The organism is Acidovorax carolinensis, from assembly GCF_002157145.1.
Classification (GTDB): Bacteria; Pseudomonadota; Gammaproteobacteria; order Burkholderiales; family Burkholderiaceae_C; genus Acidovorax; species Acidovorax carolinensis.
In genome coordinates, this window is the sequence record NZ_CP021361.1 from 694,115 (window position 1) to 717,522 (window position 23,408).

At 66.4% G+C, this 23,408-nt stretch carries 17 protein-coding genes and 5 pseudogenes; 8 read left to right on the top strand and 14 right to left on the bottom strand.

The genetic code is table 11. From position 1 onward, the window contains the following. Positions 1 to 37: 37 nt before the first annotated feature. The 3 genes from CBP34_RS03280 to CBP34_RS03290 all read right to left on the bottom strand — a co-directional run bounded on the left by CBP34_RS03280 (position 38) and on the right by CBP34_RS03290 (position 3,099). Positions 38 to 328 carry a co-chaperone GroES gene (locus CBP34_RS03280; RefSeq protein ID WP_005799501.1) on the bottom strand — a complete coding sequence of 97 codons (291 nt, stop codon included), beginning with the start codon at positions 326 to 328 and terminating at the stop codon, positions 38 to 40. Positions 329 to 685: 357 nt separating this feature from the next. Then, the gene (locus CBP34_RS03285; protein WP_094099048.1) at positions 686 to 1,897 is read right to left on the bottom strand and encodes an SPOR domain-containing protein; all 1,212 of its coding nucleotides are present in this window, start codon (positions 1,895 to 1,897) and stop codon (positions 686 to 688) included. Between the two features lie 218 nt (positions 1,898 to 2,115). Further along, entirely contained in the window at positions 2,116 to 3,099 is a 984-nt protein-coding gene (locus tag CBP34_RS03290) for a YcjF family protein (RefSeq protein WP_094097296.1), read from the bottom strand. 291 nt (positions 3,100 to 3,390) lie between these two features. On the opposite strand from CBP34_RS03290, the pseudogene CBP34_RS20235 reads away from it, so the two are divergent. Continuing rightward, positions 3,391 to 4,903, top strand: a pseudogene (locus CBP34_RS20235) (class I adenylate-forming enzyme family protein). Between the two features lie 69 nt (positions 4,904 to 4,972). After that, complete coding sequence (locus tag CBP34_RS03300) at positions 4,973 to 5,626, top strand: DsbA family oxidoreductase (protein ID WP_094097297.1); 654 nt, start codon at positions 4,973 to 4,975, stop codon at positions 5,624 to 5,626. A 97-nt stretch (positions 5,627 to 5,723) separates the two neighbouring features. Here the strand turns inward: CBP34_RS03300 and CBP34_RS03305 are convergent, their stop codons facing one another. The 3 genes and pseudogenes from CBP34_RS03305 to CBP34_RS03315 form a co-directional block, all read right to left on the bottom strand. After that, entirely contained in the window at positions 5,724 to 6,185 is a 462-nt protein-coding gene (locus tag CBP34_RS03305) for a CreA family protein (RefSeq protein ID WP_086913930.1), read from the bottom strand. A gap of 34 nt (positions 6,186 to 6,219) precedes the next feature. Continuing rightward, positions 6,220 to 8,798: pseudogene (cphA, locus tag CBP34_RS03310) on the bottom strand (cyanophycin synthetase). Positions 8,799 to 8,877: 79 nt separating this feature from the next. Beyond that, complete coding sequence (locus tag CBP34_RS03315; protein WP_094097298.1) at positions 8,878 to 11,088, bottom strand: cyanophycin synthetase; 2,211 nt, start codon at positions 11,086 to 11,088, stop codon at positions 8,878 to 8,880. Between the two features lie 192 nt (positions 11,089 to 11,280). On the opposite strand from CBP34_RS03315, the pseudogene CBP34_RS03320 reads away from it, so the two are divergent. From CBP34_RS03320 to CBP34_RS03330, 3 genes and pseudogenes are all read left to right on the top strand, one after another. After that, positions 11,281 to 13,592: pseudogene (locus tag CBP34_RS03320) on the top strand (cyanophycin metabolism-associated ABC transporter). Positions 13,593 to 13,612: 20 nt separating this feature from the next. Continuing rightward, entirely contained in the window at positions 13,613 to 14,110 is a 498-nt protein-coding gene (locus tag CBP34_RS03325; protein WP_094097299.1) for a cyanophycin metabolism-associated DUF1854 family protein, read from the top strand. Between the two features lie 278 nt (positions 14,111 to 14,388). Further along, positions 14,389 to 14,819 (top strand): annotated as a pseudogene (locus CBP34_RS03330) (hypothetical protein). A gap of 114 nt (positions 14,820 to 14,933) precedes the next feature. Here the strand turns inward: CBP34_RS03330 and CBP34_RS03335 are convergent. The 4 genes and pseudogenes from CBP34_RS03335 to CBP34_RS03350 form a co-directional block, all read right to left on the bottom strand. Next, a complete protein-coding gene (locus CBP34_RS03335) occupies positions 14,934 to 15,311 on the bottom strand; it encodes an EF-hand domain-containing protein (protein WP_418134715.1) in 378 nt (125 codons plus the stop codon). A gap of 167 nt (positions 15,312 to 15,478) precedes the next feature. Beyond that, complete coding sequence (locus CBP34_RS03340; RefSeq protein ID WP_086911387.1) at positions 15,479 to 16,396, bottom strand: 5'-nucleotidase; 918 nt, start codon at positions 16,394 to 16,396, stop codon at positions 15,479 to 15,481. 150 nt (positions 16,397 to 16,546) lie between these two features. After that, the gene (gene gspF, locus CBP34_RS03345) at positions 16,547 to 17,779 is read right to left on the bottom strand and encodes a type II secretion system inner membrane protein GspF (RefSeq protein ID WP_094097301.1); all 1,233 of its coding nucleotides are present in this window, start codon (positions 17,777 to 17,779) and stop codon (positions 16,547 to 16,549) included. Positions 17,780 to 17,864: 85 nt separating this feature from the next. Next, positions 17,865 to 18,871, bottom strand: a pseudogene (locus CBP34_RS03350) (LLM class flavin-dependent oxidoreductase). A gap of 200 nt (positions 18,872 to 19,071) precedes the next feature. Between CBP34_RS03350 and CBP34_RS03355 the strand changes: the two are divergent. Next, complete coding sequence (locus tag CBP34_RS03355; protein ID WP_094097302.1) at positions 19,072 to 19,557, top strand: CZB domain-containing protein; 486 nt, start codon at positions 19,072 to 19,074, stop codon at positions 19,555 to 19,557. Positions 19,558 to 19,606: 49 nt separating this feature from the next. On the opposite strand, the gene CBP34_RS03360 is transcribed toward CBP34_RS03355, so the two are convergent. Further along, entirely contained in the window at positions 19,607 to 20,059 is a 453-nt protein-coding gene (locus CBP34_RS03360; RefSeq protein ID WP_094097303.1) for a hypothetical protein, read from the bottom strand. A gap of 65 nt (positions 20,060 to 20,124) precedes the next feature. Continuing rightward, positions 20,125 to 20,673 carry a crossover junction endodeoxyribonuclease RuvC gene (ruvC, locus tag CBP34_RS03365; protein ID WP_094097304.1) on the bottom strand — a complete coding sequence of 183 codons (549 nt, stop codon included), beginning with the start codon at positions 20,671 to 20,673 and terminating at the stop codon, positions 20,125 to 20,127. A gap of 280 nt (positions 20,674 to 20,953) precedes the next feature. On the opposite strand from ruvC, the gene CBP34_RS03370 reads away from it, so the two are divergent. Both CBP34_RS03370 and CBP34_RS03375 read left to right on the top strand, forming a co-directional pair. After that, on the top strand, positions 20,954 to 21,202 hold the full coding sequence (locus CBP34_RS03370) for a DUF3297 family protein (RefSeq protein ID WP_094097305.1): 249 nt from the start codon (positions 20,954 to 20,956) through the stop codon (positions 21,200 to 21,202). Between the two features lie 53 nt (positions 21,203 to 21,255). Next, the gene (locus CBP34_RS03375) at positions 21,256 to 21,726 is read left to right on the top strand and encodes a reverse transcriptase-like protein (RefSeq protein ID WP_094099049.1); all 471 of its coding nucleotides are present in this window, start codon (positions 21,256 to 21,258) and stop codon (positions 21,724 to 21,726) included. Between the two features lie 71 nt (positions 21,727 to 21,797). On the opposite strand, the gene mtgA is transcribed toward CBP34_RS03375, so the two are convergent. Together mtgA and aroE are read right to left on the bottom strand one after the other, a co-directional pair. Then, a complete protein-coding gene (gene mtgA / locus CBP34_RS03380; RefSeq protein ID WP_094097306.1) occupies positions 21,798 to 22,532 on the bottom strand; it encodes a monofunctional biosynthetic peptidoglycan transglycosylase in 735 nt (244 codons plus the stop codon). Between the two features lie 13 nt (positions 22,533 to 22,545). After that, positions 22,546 to 23,382: a shikimate dehydrogenase gene (aroE, locus tag CBP34_RS03385; protein WP_094097307.1), complete on the bottom strand. Its 837-nt coding sequence runs from the start codon at positions 23,380 to 23,382 to the stop codon at positions 22,546 to 22,548. Positions 23,383 to 23,408 lie beyond the last annotated feature (26 nt).

Consider the following 23,408-nt stretch of genomic DNA (forward strand, 5'->3'; position numbering starts at 1 on the left):
CACCGCCCAACGACGCATGCGGGCCGCGCAGTAGCAATTACTTCTCGACAACGGCGAAGAGGTCGTCTTCCTTCATCACCAGCAACTCGTCGCCCTTGACCTTGACGGTCTGGCCCGAGTACTTGCCGAACAGAACGCGGTCGCCGACCTTCACGTTCAGGGCAATCAACTCGCCCTTGTCGTTCTTCTTGCCGGGGCCGACGGCCAGCACTTCACCTTGATCGGGCTTTTCAGCGGCGTTGTCGGGGATCACGATGCCGGAGGCGGTCGTGGTTTCGCTTTCGATACGCTTGACGATCACGCGATCGTGCAGAGGGCGAAGGTTCATTGCATTGCTCCTGTTGACTGACAATAAAAAGCCGGATGACGAAGCGCCCGAACTTTCGGACGCCACCAAACTTCCTCCGTACCAGTGCTTGTTAGCACTCGTTCGGGGTGAGTGCTAATGATACGGGCATTTGTGTCTATTTCAAGACGTCCCCGACCGTTTTGGGGGATTTCGGGTGGAGTTTGCTGCAGGCAGGCCCCATGGACGTGCCGCACAAAGCAGGCTGGATGGCTCCTGCCGGTCGGTAGGTTTGGGTAGGTGTTTTTTGCTATATAAAAAATAGCTGCTTGCGCAATCTCAGAAAGCGCTGGAGCCTGTTTTTATGGATGGATTCAGCGCCCTGGCGATTCAACCGGCTCAGGGCGCCAGTCTGATGACCACCGCTTCCAGCGCCATGGACCGGATGGTGGCGGCAGCGGCCTCGGCATCGGCGCGGTCGCTGTAGGGGCCCACCCGCACCCGCAGCCGGCGTTTTTTGCCCGGGAACACTTCTTGACGGAAGGCGGGCAGTCCTTCATTGAGCAACCGCGCCTGGGCCTTGCGGGCATTGGCTTCGTCGGCAAAAAGTCCCACGTTGATGTAGTAGCCGGGTGCGGTGCCCACCGGTGGCAGGGCGTTGTTGTCTGCGGCCGAGGCTGTGGTGGCCGGCGACGAAGTCGTCGTGTCGGGCGCCAGTGCCTTGGCTGGGGACGGCGAGGGGCGCTTTTCGGGCACAGCGGGACGCGAGGCGCGCTCTGTTGGCGCTGCGGAAGGGGGAGTGACGGCTGCCGATTCGGGTGGAGTCTGTGCCCGTTCGGGCTCTGCCGGCGGTGCCGGGACGGCTGCCGCCTCCTGCGCCGAGTGTTGGGTTTGCGCGGCGGCGTCTGTGGTTGCCGGTGAATCGGTTGCTGTGGGCGCAGATGCCGTTGGCAGGGTTGGCGTGGTGGCCGGCTCGGCTGGGGCGGCAGGCGCCGGACGCATCGGGGCCGCGGGCATGGCCGGGTCTGCGCCTTGCTGTGCCGCCGTGGAGGGAATCGCCAGGTAGGCCCCCGCAGCGGCCAGCGCCAAGGCCAGGTTGCCCGCAGCCAGCCAGGCCAGCCGTTTCCAGGAGCTGGCTTGCCGTGCCAGCAGCGCGCAGGTTTCTTTCAGGGTGTGCGTGGCGGTCAGCGCCCGTGTGATTTTCTTGTGGGTGTCGGCGTGCAGCAGGGCGTTGCCGTAAAGGCCAGGCACGGCGCAGCCGAGCAGAAAAAACGCTCCCACCACGCCCCATTCCACCGCCTGGGGCCATTGCAGCAGTGGTCGCCCCACGCCGAACACCAGCAGCGCCAGACCCTCGGCGGCCGCCACATACACCAGTGCCGCGCCCCACAGCTGGCGAAACACCATCCAGTTCAGGGTGCACAGGCTGGCCGCCCAGTTCCAGCTGGTGGTGGTGCGGCCCGCCTCATCGAAGTGCGCAAAAACGGGCAGGTAACGGGACAGATGGACGGGGCCCAGTGCTGCGCTGTACAGGGCCGTCATGGCGCTGTCGGACCGGGGCTTGGACGGCAGAAGGGCGGTGATGGCTGCAGGATCCGTGGTGGCGTGCATGGCGGATTCTGGCATGTGCCGCTGCGCCCGCCATGGGGTGTCGCGGCACTGTTGCAACGGCGCAGCGGCCGTGCCCGCCACTGCGCGGCGCGCGACGATGCCAATGCAGAGGGAGAGGCGCCGTAGTCGAGGTGAAAATAGCTGCCAGCGCATGTCTTACAAGCGCTGGCAGCTATTAATAACGAAGCATCATGGGGCGAATTGGTGACCCTTGGCGTCTACGCTCCGCGCACCATCGCCAGGATCTGGCCTGCGTCCAGCGTGGCGGCCTTTTGCTGGATTTGCGGCAGGTATTGCGTTTGCAGTTGCTTGGCGGGGCCGAGCAGGTTCTGGAAGGTGTCGCGCAGCATGGCCGTGCTCATTGTCCGGCCGCCCGCATAGTAGCGCCGCGCTACCTGACCGAGCGCGTAGGTGGTGGCAAACGAAAACGCCATGCCGGTGGCGGCACCGCCCATGCGGCCCATGGTTTTGCCCGCTGCCTTGCCCAGCAGGCCACCGAGCAGCTTGCGGCCAAACTGCTCCAGGTATTGCGAGGTGAGGCCCACCCCGGCGGCGGCGATGAACTCCTTGATGTGCCCCTGGTCCAGCTCCACGCCGTGGGCCTTGCCGATGCCATAAACCATCTTCACCTGCAGCGGGATGATGGCCATCGACGCCCAGGACTGCGGCAGCAGTTCCAGCGCGCCGTTGAGCAGCGCGTAGTTGAGGATGGATTTGTCCAGTTCCGCGTCTGACGGGCTTGTGGCGGGCGCAGGGCCCGATGTCGATGCCGCTACTCCTGCTGCTACTGCAGGGGGCAGGGCGGTCGGGAGGGCGTGTTCGGCCACATCCACCAGCGCATCGGCTTCCTGCTCGAACACTGCGGTTTGCTGGTTATCGAGCTGCAGCACCGTCTTGAGCGTCGCCAGAAAATCGCGCTCGGCAGCCGTCTGGCGGCCGTCCACATCGCACACGCATACCGCCATTTCGTAGGCCAGTTGGCGGTGCATGGGTTCGCTCAAGGCGCCGGCAGCTACCTGCACGCTGGTGCGCTGCAGCAGCACGTCCTGGTAGATGCGCGGCAGGTCGGCCATGCCCGCGTCGCCGGCCAGTGACTGGGCGATGCGGCGAATCTCGTCGCGTTCGGTGTCGTCCTTGTTGCCGTCGGCAAACGCGGCCAGAAGGGCAATGGTGAGGATGGATTTTTGCTGGTCCAGTGTCATGCGCTGCAGCTCGCAAAGGAGCGGTAAAAGGGACGGAATGGGCGGGAAGAACGCACGCGGCACAACATCGTTGAGGCGCTGGGCGTGTGCCAGATATATGCAGTCTAGGCAAACACGTTTCAACGCCACAGACTGTGGGGAATTGGCGGCGCCGGGTGACCGGGTGCTTCTGACGCCGCGCCGGTGGGGATTGCGCATGTCTCTTGGGCCCTGCAGCGTCTGCGCACAGCCGCTCGAATCGCCTAAAGTGCCGCATGGCCCACCGCATTCTTCCGTGATGGAACGCACCCGATGAACATTGCCCATCTGCTCAGCCGCAGCGCCCAGCGCTACCCCGATCAACCCGCCGTTTTACACGGCGACCAGGTGGTGTTGAACTACGCCGCCCTCGGCGTACGCACTGCGGCCCTGGCGGCCTGGCTGCGTACACAGGGCGGTGTAGCGCCCGGCGAGCGCGTGGCCATCTACGCCGCCAACTGCCTGGAATATCTGGAGGCGCTGCACGCGGTGCTGTGGGCGGGCGCGGTGTCGGTGCCGGTCAACTACAAGCTGCATGCCAAAGAGCTGGCGCATGTGCTGGCCGATTCCGGTGCGCGTGTGGTGCTGGCCTCGCAGTTGCTGGCCCGGCCGCGCGCGAGGCCGGGCCTCGGAGGCGGGCCTGCTGGTGTTCGGCACCGATGCGTACCGGGTTGCCGTGCAGCATCCACCCATGGAGGTCCACGACCGCGCCCCGCAGGATGTCGCCTCGCTGTTCTACACCTCGGGCACCACGGGCCGCCCCAAGGGCGTGATGCAGACCCACCGCAACCTGCTGGCCATGACGGCCTGCTATTTCACCGACGTGGACGACATCGCCCCGGGCGATGCCATGGTGTATGCCGCGCCCATGTCGCACGGTGCGGGGCTTTACAACTATGCCCAGGTGCTGCGCGGCGCACGCCATGTCGTGCCCCTGTCGGGCGGCTTCGAGCCCGCCGAGCTGGTGCAGCTGGCCGCCTCGGTGGGCCAGCTCACGCTGTTTGCCGCGCCCACCATGGTGCACCGGCTGGTGGAGCATGTGCGGGCCACGGGCGCCGATGTGTCGGGCTTCAAGACCATCGTCTACGGCGGCGGCCCCATGTATGCCGACGACCTGCGCCAGGCGCTGGCCACCATGGGCAACCGCTTCGTGCAGATCTACGGCCAGGGCGAAAGCCCGATGACCATCACCGCCCTCGCACGCGCGCAGCTGGCCGACCGCAAGCACCCGCGCTGGGCCGAGCGCATGGCCTCGGTGGGCGTGGCGCAGTCGCTGGTGGAGGTGCGTGTGGTCGATGCGGCCGGCCAGCCTGTGCCTGCGGGTGAAACAGGCGAGGTGGTGGTGCGCGGCGAGACCGTGATGCCCGGCTACTGGAACAACGCCGACGCCACGGCCCAGACGCTGCGCGATGGCTGGCTCTACACCGGCGACATGGGCAGCCTGGACGGCGACGGCTTTCTCACGCTCAAGGATCGCTCCAAGGATGTGATCATCTCGGGCGGCTCCAACATCTACCCGCGCGAGGTCGAAGAAGTGCTGCTGCTGCACCCGCAGGTGCGCGAGGTGGCAGTGATCGGCCAGCGCGATGCCGACTGGGGCGAGGTCGTGGTCGCCTTCCTCGTGGCGGGCGAGGGCGGGCCGGTGGCAGATGCGGTGCTTGATGCGCTGTGCCGCGACCATATCGCGCGCTTCAAGCGGCCCAAGGCGTATCGCTGGGTGCCGGCCCTGCCCAAGAACAGCTACGGGAAGGTGCTCAAGACAGAGTTGCGGGCGATGCCTGGGTGAAAAAGCCTGGCCTGCAAAGGCCAATGCTTCGGCCTAGCATCGGGGGCTGAATTTTTCTGCGAGCCCGCCATGACCACTGCCAAAACCCTCAAGATCGATTTCGTCTCCGACGTCTCCTGCCCCTGGTGCATCATCGGCCTCAAGGCGCTGGAGCAGGCGGCCGACCGGCTCAAGGACGAAGTCGCGCTCGACCTGCACTTTCAGCCCTTCGAGCTGAACCCGCAGATGGCACCGGAAGGCCAGGACATTGGCGAGCACCTGCACGAAAAATACGGCGCCTCGCCCGAGCAGAGCCAGAAGAACCGCGAAGCCATTGCCGCGCGCGGCGCGGAGTTGGGCTTTACCTTTCGCATGGACAAGCGCAGCCGCATCTACAACACCTTTGATGCGCATCGGCTGCTGCACTGGGCCGAAGAGAAGGGTCTGCAGCCCTCGCTCAAGAAGGCGCTGTTCAAGGCGTATTTCACCGACGGCCAAAGCCCTGGCGACCATGAGGTGCTGGTGCGCTTGGCGGGCGAGGTGGGGCTGGACGCCAACGAGGCGCGCGAGCTGCTGGCTTCAGACCGCTATGCCAGCGCGGTGCGCGAGCGCGAGCAGTTCTATCAGCAGCAGGGCATTCATTCGGTGCCGGCGATCATCATCAACGACCGCCACCTGATCTCGGGCGGGCAGCCGGTGGAGGTGTTTGAGCAGGCACTGCGCCAGATTGCGGCACAGTCCTGACTGGGTGAATTTGCTATTAAATTAATAGCTATTTGCGCTGATGGATAAGCGCTAGAGGCTAATTTCATCGAAAAATCGGGGGTTTTTTGCCCCCGATTCATTTGCGCAGCGGAATCGGCGTGGCGCGGTCCACCGGCACGGCGGTCACGCTGTTCTGGGGCGAACCGTCGATCAGCTTTTCCGAATACGTGAGGTACACCAGCGTGTTGCGCGCGGGGTCCACCATGCGCACGATGCGCAGGCGCTTGAACAGGATGGACATGCGTTCACTGAACACTTCTTCCTGTTTTTTGAGCGGCTGGGGGATGCTGATGGCACCTACCTGGCGGCAGGCAATCGATGCTTCGGCGCGGTCTTCGGCCAGGCCGAGCGTGCCCTTGACGCCACCGATGCGGGCGCGCGAGACATAGCAGGTGACGCCCTGCACGCCGGGGTCGTCGTAGGCTTCCACGATGATGTCGTGGTCGCGGCCGATCCACTGAAAGGCCGTGTCCACGGTACCGATTTTTTCGCCCGATGCGGCCAGCGCAGCACCCGCCAGCAACGTGGTGGCCAGCATGCCCCGGCCACAGTCGCCCAGCGGCGCGCGGTGGTCATGCGACCACCCCGGCTTCGGCGCAGCGCCGGGCCAGGTGCGCCAGGGCTTCTTCCACCTGGTCCACCAGAATCAGGCACAGGTCGCCCGGCTGCAGGCGATCGAGGGCGGCATCGATGGCAACAAACTCGCCGCGGATTTCCTCGACATGCTGGGTGCGCGCAGCGCCGGCCAGGCCTTCGCGCAGCAGGGCCATCACTTCGCCGTCGCCACGGCCGCGCTGGGCGGCGTCCTGGTACAGGATGACGTCGTCAAAGGCGGCGCCGAGGATGACGGTCTGCTCGCGGATGTCCTCGTCGCGGCGGTCGCCGGCGCCGCTGATCACCACGCTGCGGCGGTTGCCGGGCAGGGCCTCCACGGCCTGCACCAGGGCGCGCATGGCGTCAGGGTTGTGGCCGTAGTCGGCGATCACCGTGGCGCCCTTGAAATCCATGAGGTTGAAGCGGCCCGGAGCGTTGTCGCTGTCGTTCACAAAGCCCGAGAGGCCGCGGCGAATGGTCTGCCAGGGCAGGCCCGCGCCCCAGGCAGCAGCCACCGAGGCCATGACGTTCTCGACCTGAAAACCGATCTTGCCGTTGCGCGTGATGGGCACGTCGCGCAGATGGATGGTTTCGCGCCACGAGCCCTCGGCGGCCACGATGGAGTCGCCGTCCACATACACGGTGCGGTGGCCCTGGGCGCGGTGCGTGGCCATCACAGGGTGGTGGCGGTCGCTGGCAAAGTAAATGATCTTGCCGGGGCAGGCCGAGGCCATGGCCGCCACGATCGGGTCGGTGGCGTTGAGCACGGCATAGCCGGTGGTGGCCACGTTTTGCACGATCACGCGCTTCAATACCGCCAGGTCTTCCACCGTGGTGATGTAGTTCAGTCCCAGGTGGTCGCCGGCGCCGATGTTGGTGACCACGGCCACCTGGCAGCGGTCAAAACCCAGGCCTTCGCGCAGGATGCCGCCGCGCGCGGTTTCGAACACGGCCGCGTCCACCTCGGGGTGCAGCAGCACGTTGCGGGCGCTCTTGGGCCACTGCAATCGCCGCTGTCGATTTGGCGGCCGTTCACATACACGCCGTCGGTGTTGGTCATGCCCACGCGCATGCCTTGCGCGGTGAACAGGTGGGCGATCAGGCGCGCCGTGGTGGTCTTGCCGTTGGTACCGGTAACCGCCACCACGGGAATGCGGCCGTTGTCGCCATGGGCAAACAGGCGGTCCACCATGGCCTGCCCCACGTTGCGGGGCTTGCCGTAGCTCGGGGCCAGGTGCATGCGCAGGCCGGGGGCGGCGTTCACTTCCACAAAGCCGCCGCCTTGTTCTTCGAGCGGGCGAAGCACGGTCTCGGCCACCATGTCCACGCCGCAGATGTGCAGGCCCACCATCTGGGCGGCCGCCACGGCGCGGGCTGCCACTTCGGGGTGCACGTCGTCGGTCACGTCGGTGGCGGTGCCGCCGGTGGACAGGTTGGCGTTGTTGCGCAGGATGACGCGCTGGCCCTTGGAGGGCACCGAATCGGGCGTCAAATCCTGCATGGCCAGGCGGGCCACGGCAATGTCATCGAGGCGGATTTTGGTGAGCGAAGTGGCATGGCCCTCGCCCCGGCGCGGGTCGAGGTTGACCTGATCCACCAGCTCGCGCACGGTGTGCTGGCCGTCGCCCAGCACCTGGGGGGGCTCGCGCCGGGCGGCGGCTACCAGCTGGTCGCCCACCACCAGCAGGCGGAAATCGTGGCCGGGCAAAAAGCGCTCGACCATCACGGTGCCGTAGTCGGCCGCGTTGCGGTAAGCCTCTTCGAGCTGGGCACGGTCGGTGATGTTGACCGTCACGCCCTTGCCCTGGTTGCCGTCCTGGGGTTTCACCACCACGGGCAAACCCACCTTGAGGGCCACTTCCCAGGCCTCTTCGACGGTGTCGACCGGCTGGCCCAGCGGCACCGGCACGCCGGCGGCGTGCAGCAGGCGCTTGGTGAGGTCTTTGTCCTGGCCAATGGATTCGGCCACGGCGCTGGTCGAGTCGATCTCGGCGGCCTGGATGCGGCGCTGTTTGGAGCCCCAGCCAAACTGCACCAGGCTGCCGCGGGTGAGGCGGCGAAACGGGATGTCGCGCGCCACGGCGGCGTCCACGATGGCGCCCGTGCTTGGGCCCAGGCGCTCGTCTTCGTCGAGTTCGCGCAGATTGGCAATGGCGGCTTCGGCATCGAATTCGCCCTGACCCAGCGCGGCGTTGATGAGGCGCTGGGCGTCCTCGAAAGCCCGGCGGCCCACGGCTTCTTCGCTGTATTCCACGACCACCTGGTACACGCCGGGATCGGTCGTGGTGGTGGTGCGGGCAAAGGTCACCGGGCAGCCGGCCTGGGCCTGCAGCGCCAGCGCCGCCGTTTGCAGCACATGGGCGAGCGATACATCGCCGCTGCCTCCTTCGGGGTGCAGCACGCCGATGGCCGGAAACAGGGCGCGCAGCCGGTCTTCGAAACCGGCCATGCGGGCGATGGCCCGTTCGGATTCGGCGCAGGCCACCACGGCCTCGATGGCCATGTGGCGGCTCCAGAGGTTGGGGCCGCGCAGGGCCCGGGTGCGGGATACATCCATGGGATTGTCTTTCTGTGGTCCATCAGGGCTGGCAGGCCCCGGTCAGTTCGAAGGCGATGGAATCAACAACGGCTCGGCATCAGGCGGGCAGGGTGCTCACGGGCGGCAGTTCCGGCTCGAACGTCTTGATGCCGGCGCCGATGAGGTCGGGGGCGATGTCCAGCGCCCAGGCAGCGCCGATGGCGGCCAGCAGGGCATCGGTGTCGGGCACGATGGCGTTGCGCCCGAACGTGAGCTCGGACAGCGTGCCCAGCACATGTTCTGCATTGCCGGTGGCCAGCACTACGCGGCTATTGCGCACAATCACGGCGCGACCCTGGTCGCGGGCACGGTGCTCCACGATGGCAGGCAGGCTGGCGTCCTGGGCGTACAGCACTACGTCGCCATCGCATAGCGGGGCCAGGTCGGCCACCTGCGGATCGGTGGCGTTGAGCACGGCGGCGCCACCGTCCAGCACCACGTCCACCTGCGTGCGCAGCACCTTGGTCATCTGCTCGCGGCTCTGGATGTCGAATTCGGCCAGCGTTTCTGCGCCATCCATGTCGGTGACCACGCCCACCTGGCAGCGGTCGTAGGCCAGCCCGTCGCGCAGGATGGTGCGCGCATCGTTCTCGATCACGGCGGCCTGCACCATCTGGTTCATGAGCAGGCGGTGGGCGGCCTCCCAGTGGGCGCTGTCAGCGGCCTCCACGCAGCGGCGGTCGAGAAAAAGGCCATCGCGGCAGGCCAGGCCGGTGTGGCGCCCGCTCAGGTGTAGCAGCCAGGCCACCAGGCGCGCAATGGTGGCGGTGCCGCGCATGCCGGCCACGCCCACCACCGGGATGCGGCCGACGGTGTCATCGTCTTGGTGCTCTTCCGACGGGAACAGGTGCTCGATGATGGCCTGGCCGACGGGCCGGGGCGCACCCTCCGCAGGCTTGAGGTGCATCAACAGTCCGGGGCCGGCGTTCACTTCCACAATGGCGCCGCCCTGCGCGTGCAGCGGGCGGGAGATGTCTTGCGCCACCATGTCGATGCCGGCAATGTCCAGCCCCACCACCTTGGCGGCCAGCGCGGCGATGTAAGCCACTTCGGGGTGCACGTCGTCCGTGCAGTCCACGGTCATGTTGCCGTTGCGCTGCACCACCACCTGGCGACCAGTGGCGGGCACGGAGTCGGCGTCAAGATCCTGGCGCTTGAGTTCAAGCTGAACCTTGGTGTCGGTTGCCAGGTCGATGATTTCGAGGGGGTATTCTTCTTCGTAGCCCCGGCGCGGGTCGGAGTTGATCTGGCTGTCGATCAGCTCCTTGACGGTGGACCGTCCGTTGCCGGTAATGCTGACCACCTCGCCGCGCGCGGCCGCCACCAGCTTGCCGCCCACCACCAGCAGGCGGTGTTCGTCGCCGGGAATAAAACGCTCGACCATCACGTCGCTGCCCTCGGGGTATGCCACATGGTAGGCCGCCTCGATGTCTTCCTTCTTGCGCAGGTCCAGCGTGACGCCGCGGCCATGGTTGCCGTCCGACGGCTTGACCACCACGGGCAGGCCGATGTCCTCGGCGGCTTCCCAGGCCTCTTGCGGGCTGTGAACCACCTGGCCGTCAGGAATCGGCACGCCGCAGGCCTTGAGCAGGCTCTTGGTGAGGTCCTTGTCGCTGGCAATGCCTTCGGCGATGGCGCTGGTGAATTCACTTTCGGCCGTCCAGATGCGGCGCTGGCGCGCCCCGTAGCCCAGCTGCACCAGGTTGCCGTCGTTCAGGCGAATGTGGGGAATGCCGCGGTCCGTGCCCGCCGTCACGATGCAGGCGGTACTGGGGCCCAGGTAGCGGTCATCGACCTCGGTGCGCAGCCGCGACACGGCGGCCTGCACGTCAAACGGTTCGTCGTTGATGGCGGCCATCAGCAGGCGGTGCCCCTGCGCCAGCGCGACGCGGGCGACCTGTTCGTCCCGCGCCCGGAAAACCATGCGGTAAACGCCGCGCACCGATGTGCTGCGGGTCTGGCCGAAACCCGTGGGCATGCCCGAGAGGTTGAGCAGCTCGATGACGACGTGTTCCAGCACATGGCCGCACCAGGTGCCTTCTTGCAGACGCTGCAGGAAACCGCCACGCTCGCCCACGCCGCAGTGGTGCTCTTCCAGGGCAGGCAGCCAGGACGTGAGGCGGTCATTGAGCCCGGGAATGGTGTGGGAGGGATGGTCTTCCAGAACGCCCAGATCCAGCCAGACCTCGAGTGCCGGCCGGTAGGTCCAGATATTGGGGCCGCGCAGGTAGTTGATGCGGAGCAGTTGGATATCGTCGATTTTTGCCATGTTGCGGAGCGGTTCAGGGGCACCGGGCGGGCCGGACAGGGAGTGCAATTGTGCGCCCGGTTGGGCGCCTGTTTTGCCAAGCAATGGGTGGAGGGGGGGTGCAGTTTGCACTGGCGTCCCGGGTTTCGGTCAAAATTCCGGCTTCTGCACCGCATGCGGCTTTGTATCGCCGGCGGTAGAGAACCCAAACATATGCAACATCACCATTCTGTGGACGCCTCCGGTGTCTTTTCTGGCCCCCATGGGGCCGATTTGCGGGCCATGCTCGCTCCCCAAGAGAACGTGCTGGCCGCGTTACAGGTTGACCTGAGCGCGCAATTGCGCTTTGCCGACGGCTGGGTGGTGGTGACCCCGGAGCGCATTCTGGCGTGCGACCCCGGTGCGGCCGCCTGGCGCGCCTGGCCGCTATCGGGCGGTCTGGCGCTGCGCATGCAGGACCACGGCGGGGTGGGCACGCTGGAGCTGCAGGGCCCCGATGCGCGGCTGGCCTTCTGGCGCTTTACCTTGGCGCACCACCCCCAGGCCCTGCGCCTGGTGCAGCGCTTCGAGCAGGCGGTGGCCCGCAGTCTCGTGGCCGGTGCGGCGCAGGATGATGCCGAGGAGCCCACCTGCCCCCTGTGCCATACCCCGCTGCCCCTGACACCGAGGAATGCCCGGCCTGCGCGCGTGCCCAGCCACCGCAAACGTCCACCTGGGTGCTGTTACGCCTGTGGCGCTTTGCGCGGCCCTACCGCACGCAGCTGGCAATGGGCTTTGGGCTGACGCTCGCGTCCACGGCGGCCACGCTGGTGCCGCCCTACCTCACCATCCCGCTGATGGATGACATCCTGATCCCGTTCCAGAATGGCCAGAAGATCGAGCCCGGGCTGGTGCTGCTGTACCTGAGCGGGCTGCTGCTGTCGGCCTTGGCCGCATGGGGGCTCTCCTGGGCGCGCACCTACATCCTGGCGCTGGTGTCCGAGCGCATTGGCGCCGACCTGCGCACGACCACCTACGAGCACCTGCTGCGCCTGTCGCTCGACTACTTTGGCGGCAAGCGCACGGGCGACCTGATGGCGCGCATCGGCTCCGAGACCGACCGCATCAACGTCTTCCTGTCGCTGCATGCCCTCGATTTCGTTACCGACGTGCTGATGATCTGCATGACGGCGGCCATTTTGTTCTCCATCAACCCGTGGCTGGCGCTGGTCACGCTGGTACCGCTGCCTTTCATTGGCTGGATGATCCACACCGTGCGCGACCGCCTGCGCACGGGTTTCGAGAAGATTGACCGCGTGTGGTCCGAGGTGACCAACGTGCTGGCCGACACCATTCCCGGCATCCGCGTGGTCAAGGCCTTCGCCCAGGAAAAGCGCGAAGCCCAGCGCTTTCGCGATGCCAATCAGCACAATCTGGAAGTGAACGACAAGCTGAACAAGACCTGGTCGGTGTTCACGCCCACCGTGTCGCTGCTGACCGAAATCGGCTTGCTGGTGGTGTGGGCGTTTGGCATCTGGCTGGTATCGCGCAACCAGATCACCGTGGGTGTGCTGACGGCCTTCATTGCCTATATCGGGCGCTTTTATGGCCGGCTCGATTCGATGAGCCGCATCGTTTCGGTCACGCAAAAGGCGGCGGCCGGTGCCAAGCGCATCTTTGACATCCTGGACCATGTCAGCAACGTGCCCGACCCGGTTCAGCCCGTGAAGCTGGGCCGGGTCGAGGGCGCTATCCAGATGCGCAACGTGGGCTTTCGCTACGGCAGCCGCGCGGTCATCAAGCACCTGGACCTCGATATCCGCCCCGGCGAGATGATTGGCCTGGTGGGCCACAGCGGCTCTGGCAAGAGCACGCTGGTCAACCTGATCAGCCGGTTTTATGACGTGAGCGACGGCTCCATCCAGGTCGATGGTGTGGACATCCGGCGTTTTGCCGTGGCCGACTACCGTCGCCACATCGGCCTGGTGCTGCAGGAGCCCTTCCTGTTCTTCGGCACGATTGCCGAGAACATTGCCTACGGTAAGCCCGAAGCCACGCGCGAAGAGATCATTGCGGCCGCCCGTGCCGCCCACGCGCACGAGTTCATCCTGCGTCTGCAGCACGGTTACGACTCTCTGGTGGGTGAGCGCGGCCAGGGACTGTCGGGTGGGGAGCGCCAGCGCATCAGCATTGCGCGCGCGCTGCTGATCGACCCGCGCATCCTGATCCTGGACGAAGCCACGTCGGCCGTGGATACCGAGACAGAAAAGGAGATCCAGAAGGCGCTCGACAACCTGGTGCAGGGGCGCACCACCATTGCCATTGCCCACCGCCTGTCCACCCTGCGCAAGGCCGATCGCCTGGTGGTGATGGACCGTGGCGAGGTGGTCGAGGTGGGGCCGCACGACGAGCTCATGGAAAAAGAGGGTGCCTACTGGCGTCTTTATGAGGCCCAGGCCCGCCGCGCCGAAGAAGACGCCCAGGCTGCCGGCGTCATCATCGACAGCGGTCTGCTGCACCCGGCGCACCCCGCTGGCAATCCGTGACACACACCGAAGGAAACGCCATGAACACCACTGCCTTCACGCTTGTGTCTTCGCCTGTATTCACCCTGGTTCGCAATGCCCACGGCCGCCTGGTTCTAACCCTGCCGGACGGCATCGCCCACGAGGGCGTGACGCCCGTGCGCGCGTTCCCCATCGCGGCGCCGTCCGAGGGCCTGTCCCTCATCGGTGCGGATGGCCATGAACTGCTCTGGATTGACCGGCTGGAGCAGCTGCCCGAGGCGGCGCGCCGCCTCATTGACGAAGAGTTGGCGGTGAGGGAGTTTGTGCCCACTATCAGCCAGATCACGTCCGTATCGAGTTTTTCCACGCCCAGCACCTGGACTGTCGTGACCGACAAGGGACCCGCCCAGTTCGTGCTGAAGGCCGAGGAAGACATCCGCCGCCTGGGCGGGCGCACGCGCCTGCTGATTGCCTCGGGGGATGGCATGCAGTTTCGGGTGCCGGATACCACGGTGCTGGACAAGCAGTCCAGGCGGTTGCTGGAGCGTTTTCTGTAAAAGGCGGCAACGCGGGTCGCTGCGACCTGCGGGTCGTCAGGGGCTTCATTGACCAACGGGCCTCTGGTCTCGCCGGTTTTTTCATCACCCGAATGGCGCTGATGGGCATGCTCCTTGCGCGGAGGAGCCGCATCGCTGCATGCGTCTTTTTTAAGGGTAAACCCGTAATTCGGCAGAAAAGGCAAAAAAAGACTTAATTTCCCCTTCTTTTTGCCGTTATGGATGTACGAAGAGGCTGTAAAGCCGTTCCACTTTTCCATTCATGAAGGGCCATTGCCATGCAACTGCCACCTGTCGACCGTTCGCCAAACTGGCGTCCTCAGGGCGCTGATTTGTATTCCACTGGCGCTTCTGGCGCCCCTGCGGTGCGTCCCATCAACGCGCCCAACCCCGTAGAGTCCATGGACCGCCTGGGAGAAGGCGCCATCGTGCGCGAGCCCGACAAGCCGTCCGCCCCGATTCGCCCAATCGCGACTGGACGGAGGTCAAGAAAAAGGAAACGGTCGAGGAGCCGCCCGAGCCGCCCAAGGAACCCATCTCCAAGCAGCTGCTCGAGTTCATCCAGTCCATGTGGCGGGCCAGCGGCAGTGCAGTTGAGCTGGCGCAGGACATCAACAAGATGACCTTGCAGGAGCGCCTGGCCCAGCAGGTCAAGGATGAGCCGCTGACCTACTCAGACCCCAAGATCAAGCGCACCTCCGGCCTGTAAGGCCGCAGGCAGGCATTTTTTCCTTTTTAATCGCTATTTAATTAATAGCATTTCGCGCTTATTACATAAGCGCTTGGCGGTTTTTTGGCGTGAAATGCGCCGCCACCCATCCCGTCAAGGCTTGGCAGCCGGATTGCCCGACACCACCTCTGCCTGGGCGGCCCGCTTGCGCTCGCGTTCGGCGCGGTACTTGGCGGCAAAAACCTGTACCTCGGCGTAAGACACAAAGTTGTCGTGGTCAGTGTCGGCCTCGTCAAAGGCGGCGGCCAGGCGCGGAAACAGCACGACTTCGCTGCGGCTGAGCTTGCCGTCGCCATTGAAGTCGAGCATCTTGAACTCCTGCATGGCCTTGATTTCACCCTTCGAGAGCGGGGCCGCGGCCGGGGTGCTGGCAGCTGCCTTGGCGGGGGCGGTGGCCACTCCGGGCGGGTTGGCGAGCGCCACGCTGCAGCCCAGGACGGCCAGCAGTGCCATAGAAATTTTCATGCGCATAGCTCCTTGGATCGAACGGGTCATGGTGGCACACCTGCGGCCGCCAGGCGGGTTTGCAACGCCGCGCACGCAGGTTTCACCGGGTGTTGCATTCTTTTGCCGGGCGATTACGGCCCGCGCATGGCCCGTTCACGCTGCCTGCACGTCCCTCGTGGGCTTTACCCGCATCATGGGGCAGGCGGGGTGCCCTGGTTGGCGATGCCGCTGCGCACATGGCCCGCGGGGACATGGCGGGCTGCCGAGGTGACGTGGCCGGTCTGGTCGTCAAAGAAGAAGTCGGGCTCGAACTCGCGCAGGAACTCGCCCTTGGGCATGCCGCCCAGAAACATGGCTTCATCGACCGCGATCTGCCAGCTCATCAGCGTCTGGATGGCCCGCTCGTGGGCAGGCGCGCCGCGTGCCGTGACCAGGGCGGTACGGATGCGCATGGACGGTGCGCCGCTTTGCTGCAGGCGATGCAAGGCCGACAAAAAGGGTTTGAAGGGCCCTGGAGGCAGGGGCAGCAGGGCTTTTTCGACCTCGTGGGCCTGGAAGGCGTCAAGCCCGGATGACTGAAACACCCGTTCGGCCTCGTCTGAAAACAGCACGGCGTCGCCGTCAAAGGCGATGCGCACTTCGTGCGGGTGGGCGGCGCTGGCCTGGGCCGACTGCGTGGCCACCTGGGCCGCCGGGAAACCCATGGCCAGCGCCTCGTTCACATCGGCCGCGTTGGCCGAGAGAAACAGGTGCGCGCCCAAGGGCCGCAGGTAGCGAAACGGCGCCGCCCCCTGGGTGAAAACGCCGCGTTGCACCGATGCCAGGCCATGCGCCTTGGCCGAGCGAAACACGCGCATGCCGCTCACCGGGTCGTTGCGCGACAGCACCACCACCTCCACCCGCTGCTGCGCGGGGTCGTTGAAGGCCAGCAGTTTCTTGACCAATGAAAACGCCACGCCTGGCCGCGCCGGAACGTCCAGCCGGTCGAGCTGCAGCTGCATGTAGCTTTGTGGATGGTCCGGGTCGAAGAGGCGGTTTTCCTCTTCGAAGTCGAACAGTGCACGCGACGAGATCGCCACCACCAGTTTGTCGTCCAATGTCACGGCCATAGAAAATCCCTGTCAACTATCGATTGCCTGCGCGAAACCCGCAGCCTGTGACACGGGCGCGCCCCAAGCCAGGGCCGCCGTGCAAGGGCCGCCCGCCGCACGGGCGGCGTCCCCCTGGGGGGAAGGCGCGCAGCGACACAGGGGGGCATCTCATTTCACGAACTGGTTGAGCTGGATGATCGGTAGCAGCACCGCCAGCACGATCAGCATCACGACCAGGCCCATGGCCACGATCAGCAGCGGCTCCAGAATGGTGGCCAGCTGCATGGCGCGGCGCTGCACTTCGGTGGACAGCTGCGTGGCGGCGCGCTGCAGCATCACCGGTAGCTGGCCGGTCTGCTCGCCCAGGCGCGCAAACATAGCCAGCAGGCCGGGAAAACGCTTTTTCTGCGCCAGCGCCGAGGCCAGCGGGGCGCCTTCGCGCACCAGCACCAGCGCGTCGAGCGCGTCGGCGCGCAACGCGCGGTTGTTCAGGGTTTCGGCGGCGGCCTGCAGGGCCTTGAGGATGGGCACGCCTGCACTGGCCAGCATGGCCAGCGTGCTCGCAAAGCGCGCCGCGTTGTAGCCGCGCGCGAGCTTGCCCACCAGGGGCAGGTTCAGCCAGGCGGCATCGAACTTTTGGCGAAAATGCTCGAAAGTCAATGCCCAACGTGCGCCTGCAGCTATCAAAACAGTAGCAATCAGCATCAACCAGCCATAGCTGCGTACCACGGCGCTCAGGCCCAGCATGGCCACCGTGAGGAAGGGCAGGGCGCGCTTGGTGCCGGCAAACACACTGGCCACTTGCGGCACCACATAGCTCACCAGAAACAGCACGATCACGATGGCGATCAGGGTGACGATGGCTGGGTACAGCGCCGCGCCCATCAGCTTGGCCTTCAGGGCCTGGCGTTCCTCAAGATCGTCGGCCAGGCGCTCCAGCACCAGGCCGAGGTTGCCGCTGTGCTCACCCGCACCGATCACGGCGCAGTAGATGTCTGAAAATTCGCGCGGGTGCTGGGCCAGCGCGCGGGCAAAGGTGGCGCCGGCATTGACCTCGGCGCGCAAGGCCGCCACCAGGTGGCGCTGGCGCTTGTCGTCGGCTTCGTCCGACAGCGCGGTGAGCGCGCGCTCCAGTGGCAGGCCCGATGACACCAGCCCCGCCAGCTGGCGCGTCCACACCGACAGGGCCGAGGCGCCAAACACGGGGCGGGTGAAAAGCCTCTGCCCGAGTCCCGACTGTGTGCCGTCGAGCGACTGGCCGGTCTGCACGGGCTCAACGCTCAAGGGCACCAGCGCCTGGGCCCGCAGCAGGCTGCGGGCCGACTTGGCTGTGTCGGCTTCCATCAGGCCCTTGCGGGTCTGGCCCTGGGCGTCCAGGGCTTCAAAAGAAAAAGCGGGCATGTGGGGGTGAACCAGAGGAGCTGTCAGGCGCAATCAGCCAGCCCGTGATGGTAGCCGCTGCCCGCGACGCGGTGCAGCCCGGGTTTCAGGCCATCTCGGCGACGGCCGCCGCCGCAATGTCGAGCGAGCGCAGGCGCAGTGCCGGGTCGAACACGTCGCTGACCAGCATGAGTTCGTCGGCGCCCGTGGTCTTGTGCAGTTGGGTCAGGCCGGCGCGCACCGTCTCGGGCCCGCCGATCACGGCGGCGGCCAGAAAGTCGCCAATGGCCGCGCGCTCTTGCGGTTGCAGCTGCGCGGCAAAGTGCTCGACGGGCGGCAGCAGGCGGCGGCGGTCGCCCGTCAGGATGCCCAGCACGCGCTGGTAGGTGCTGCTGGCCAGGAAATCGGCCTCGGCGTCGGTGGGCGCCGCGATCAGCGGTACGCCGATGGCCACGTAGGGCCTGGGCCACTGGGCCGATGGCCGGTAGAGGTTGCGGTACAGATCAAGCGCCTGGTGCAGCAGGCGCGGCGCAAAGTGCGAGGCAAAGGCATAGGGCAGACCGCGCTCGGCTGCCAGTTGCGCCGAAAACAGGCTGGAGCCCAGCAGCCAGATGGGCACGTTGGTGCCCGCACCGGGCATGGCAATGAGGCGCTGGTTGGGCTCGGCAGGCGCCAGCAGCCGCTGCAACTCGGCCACGTCCTGGGGGAAGTCGTCGGCGGTCTCCACACGGCTGCGGCGCAGCGCGCGCATGGTGGCGGGGTCGGTGCCGGGTGCGCGGCCCAGGCCGAGATCAATGCGCCCGGGGTACAGCTCGGCCAGCGTGCCAAAGGCCTCGGCTACTACCAGCGGCGCATGGTTGGGCAGCATCACGCCGCCCGAACCCACGCGGATGCGCTGCGTGCCCCGGCAATGTGCCCCACCAGCACGGCGGTGGCCGAGCTGGCAATGCCGGCCATGTTGTGGTGCTCTGCCAGCCAATAGCGCGTAAAGCCGAGCGATTCGGCGTGTTGCGCGGTGCGCAGGGCAATCTGCAGCGCCTGGGCGACGGTGCCGCCCTCGCGCACGGCAACCAGATCGAGTATGGAAAGGGCGGGGCGTTGGATGGCAGTCATGGCCCGATTGTCGGCGCAGGGCGCAAAGGCTGCTGCCGGGGCGGCGGGATCTGGTCCTGTGTGCAAGGTCAGTCCGTGGCGCGGGCGACGGGACTGCCAATTTTTGGTAGCCAAAACACCGCTTCGCCAACAAAATGTTTCAAAACCACCGGAGCTGCCTGGCGCGCTATAGGTGGCAGATACCGTGTAATGGGGGAAAAATGGGTTTTTTCAGTCGTCTCTTCAAGATCCGGGAACAGGATCCTTCCAGCCTCGAAACCACCTGGGCGGTGGAAGACAACGGCAGCGAACTGGTGCTGGATGCGGAGTACGCCTCCATGCTGATGACCGAGATCGACATCGACGCGGCCATTGCCAGCCATGAAGGCTGGCGCCTGCAGCTGCAGGACATGGTGCATGGCCGCTCCAGCGAGGTCATGCGGCCCGAGCGCATCTGCCAGGACGACCGCTGCGACCTGGGCCGCTGGCTCAATGGAGCGGGCCGTGACCGGTTGGGGCATTTCCCGGCCTTTGACATGCTGGTGGCGCGGCACCGGTATTTTCACGAGCAGGCCGCAGCCGTGGTCAGCTGTCTGCAGGCGGGAGAGCAGGCCAATGCCCTGCAACTGCTCAATGGCCGCTGCCGCCATGCCTCCAACCAGGTGCTGCTGCTGCTCAAGGAGCTCAAGCGCGGGCTGGGGCGCTGATTCGTGCCACCAGATGCTACTGAATCAATAGCGTTTGACGCTTTCCCTGTCAGGGGTTTGGCCGATTCTTAAGCGGTGCAAAGAGCTCTTCCAGCTGCCAGCCCGTCTCCAGCGCCATGTCTCGCAGGCTGTGCCCCGCCAGGGTGTAGTGGATTTCGGTGCCGGCGGGCGCGCCCAGGGCGGGCAGCAGCGCACGCAGGGCACTGCGGGTGGCTTGCACGTCGTGGGCATTGATGTCGATGCGGATATAGGCCGCAGGCCGTTGCCCATCGGGCCGCCGCTCGCCCAGCGAGTCTCCCCAGCCCACCACCAGCCCCAGGCCCTGCGCGCGCAGCATCTGGTCGATGGTGTCCTCGCGGCGGTGCAAAGGGTCCGCTTCGTCGTGCCGGCGGTTGACCGGAATTTTCACGAAGATGAAGCCGGCGATCGCCTCGGTGGGTGTGGAATGGCCGTGGGATGGTGCGGGCGCCGCGGTGGGCGCAGGGGCAGGTGGGTGGGCCATGGGGCCGATTCTAGGGGCGTGCACGCAGCATGGTTACTCGGCCCCGTGCCGCAGCGCCGGGCTCTTCAATAACTGCGGCCGCCCTTGTACATCGCGTGCTGGCGCCGCTGCAGTGTGGCCGCCTCGCCCAGCCGGGCCATGGCCGCACCCGCGTGCGCGTGCGTGATGGCCATGCCCAGCGCATCGGCGGCGTCGGTGCCGGGCAGGCCGGGCAGTTGCAGCAGGCGGCGCACCATTTCCTGCACCTGGGCCTTGGCGGCACGGCCATGGCCGACCACGGCCTTTTTCATCTGCAGCGCGGTGTATTCGGCCACCGGCAGGTTGCTGGCCACCAAGGCCGTAATGGCGGCGCCACGGGCCTGGCCCAGCAGCAAGGTGGACTGGGGATTGACGTTGACGAAAACGATCTCGACGGTGGCCACGTCGGGCTCGTAGCGCGCCGCCACCTCGCTGATGCCATCAAACAGCACTTTGAGCCGGCCGGGCAGGTCGCCCAGGGCCAGCGCGGTGGTGCGGATGGTGCCGCTGGCCACGTAGCTCAGCCGGTGGCCGTCCACATCGATCAGGCCGAAACCCGTGGTCTGCAGGCCGGGGTCAATTCCCAGAATTCTCATTTGCTATTTAATTAATAGCCGATAGCGCTTATGGGATAAGCGCTGCAGCCCATTTTGTCTATGAACCAGGGTGCCGGCGCACAGGACTGGCGAAAAACGGCCCCGGCGCAAAGGCATGTATCCCGCCGTGCAAGCGTGAGGGCGATGATACGGGGCCGCCGCCGCCGCCGCAGCCGCGTGGCGCCGGCCGGCGCGCCGAAAAGGGCGGGCAGCCAGTCCAGGCCCGGCCAAATCCGGGGAAAATCGCTGGTTTCCTGCATTCATCCCTTCAAAGATTGTCATGACTGAAGCCACCTCCGCGCCCCCGCTGCCCGACCACCTGTCCATTGACCCGCGCAGCCCGCACCATGTTGCCGCCGTGTTCGAGCACGACATCGGCATCCGCCTGAACGACAAGGACCGTTTCGATGTCGAGGAATACTGCATCAGCGAAGGCTGGGTCAAGGTGCCCGCGGGCAAGACGCTCGATCGCAAGGGCAAGCCACTGCTGATCAAGCTCAAGGGCAAGGTCGAAGCGTTCTACCGTTGACGACCGTCCCCGCCACGGCGCCCGCCAGCGACGTGGATGGTGCAGCCTGCGCGATGAATCCGGAGGGCGAACCCGCCACGGGCAGCCTCTGGACCATCTACTGCGACGGCAGCGCCATGCCCAACCCTGGCCGCATGGGAATGGGCGTGGTGCTTTGCGCGCCCGACGGCACCCGCCACACGCTGGCGCAGGCAACCCACACCACGGGCTGCAACAACGAGGCCGAGCTGCGGGCCCTGCTGCTGGCCCTGGGTGAGCTGCAGGCGCGCGGGGCCAGCGCCCTGCGTGTGTACAGCGACAGCAGCATTCTGGTGGAGCAGCTGGGCGGCACGGCGGCTCCGCCCATCGTGCGGCTCAACGACCTGTTTGATGAGGCGCGCACCCTGCTGCAGTCGTTTGCGGTGGTAAGCCTGCAGTGGATTCCGCGCCACCGCAATGCGCAGGCCGACGCCCTGGCCCGCGCCGCGCTGGGGTGTGCACCCAAGCCGCCCGCCAAGGCCTTTGGCAAGCGGCGCAAGAAATAGGTGCTGGAGGGCAAGCGCCAGCCCATGGCATCCCGGCCAAGGCGCATGGCGTTGCTGCGAATCGGGTGGTGTCAGGGCAGTTCGGCGCTGCCCATGCGGGCCACGATGGTGCGCGTGCGTCCCGCCAGATAGGCCGAGCCCGGCGTCTTCTCGAAACGCTTGGGCGCGGGCAGCATGACGGCCAGGCGTGCGGCCTCCTGCGGTGACAGGCGTACGGCCGGCTTCCTGAAGTAATGCTGGGCCGCGGCCTCGGCGCCAAAGACCCCGTTGCCCCATTCCACGCTGTTGAGGTAGATCTCCAGGATGCGCTGCTTGCTCAGCAGCTGCTCCAGCAGCAATGCCAGCACGAACTCCTGGCCCTTGCGCAGCAGCGTGCGCTCGCCCGAAAGCAGCAGGTTCTTGGCCAGCTGCTGGGTGATGGTGGAGCCTCCGCGGATCTTGGGCGCGCGCACGGGTTTGTCGGGCGCGCGGGCCTGGGCCCTGGCGATTTGCGCTTCGGCCTGGGCGTTGCGTTCCCAGGCCTTTTCGATGGCGTTCCAGTCCACGCCGTCGTGGTTGACGAAACTGTCGTCTTCCGCGGCAATCACGGCGCGCTTGAGGTGGTCGGAAATCTGGGCGTAGGGCATCCACTGCTGGCGCCACTGCACCTGCCCCTTGCTGGCCAGCTGGGCCCAGATTTCAGAGCGCTGGAAGGTGGTGGATTCGGGTGCGACCACGGCCATCATCGCGATGCGCGCCACAAAGAACAGTTGCAGGGCCACCAGGGCCACCACCACCAGGCCCAGCCAGCGCAGCACGGCTTTCATGGTTGTGCCCCTCTCACACCGTGGCCTGCAACTCGGCCAGTACCTGGGCCGATGGCGGGCGCACCCCGCGCCACAGGGCAAACGCCTCGGCGGCCTGCTCCACCAGCATGCCCAGGCCATCGCGGGGCACGGCACCGTGCTGGCGAGCCCAGTTGAGGAAGCCTTGCGCTGCCGGGCCATACATCATGTCGTAGGCCAGGCTGCCGGGGCGCAGCACATGGGCCGGCACGGGAGCGGCGTCTCCCGCCAGGCTGCTGGCGGTGGCATTGATGATGAGATCGAAATCGGCCTCTAGCGCTTGTGGGGCAATCGCTAATAGCTCTGTTTTTTGTAGCAATGCCAGATCGACGTGGGCCTGCACCAGTGCCTCGGCCCGGGCCAGCGTGCGGTTGGCCACGGTGATGTGGCGCACGCCCGCCTGCAACAGGGGGCCCAGCACGCCCGCAGCGGCGCCACCGGCGCCCACCAGCAGCACGTCGCGTCCGGCCAGCGGCAGCCCCGCATTGCGCGTGATGTCGGCCACCAGGCCCAGGCCATCGGTGTTGTCGGCGTGGATGCCGCCGGGGGCAAATACCAGGGTGTTGGCGGAGCCCGCCAGCCGCACGCGTTCGCTGCGGTGTGTGGCCAGGGCGGCGGCTTCGATCTTGAAGGGCACGGTGACGTTGCAACCACGCCCGCCGCGCGCGATGAACTCGCGCACGCCCTGGGCAAAGCCGTCGATGGGCAGCAGGCAGCGCTCGTACACCAGGTGCTCGCCGGTCAGCTCGGCAAAACGCGCGTGGATGGCGGGCGAGCGGCTGTGCGCCACCGGGTTGCCCATCACGCAATACAGGTCAGCGGAAGAACTCATGGAACGCGGTGTGAAGAATAGGGGGC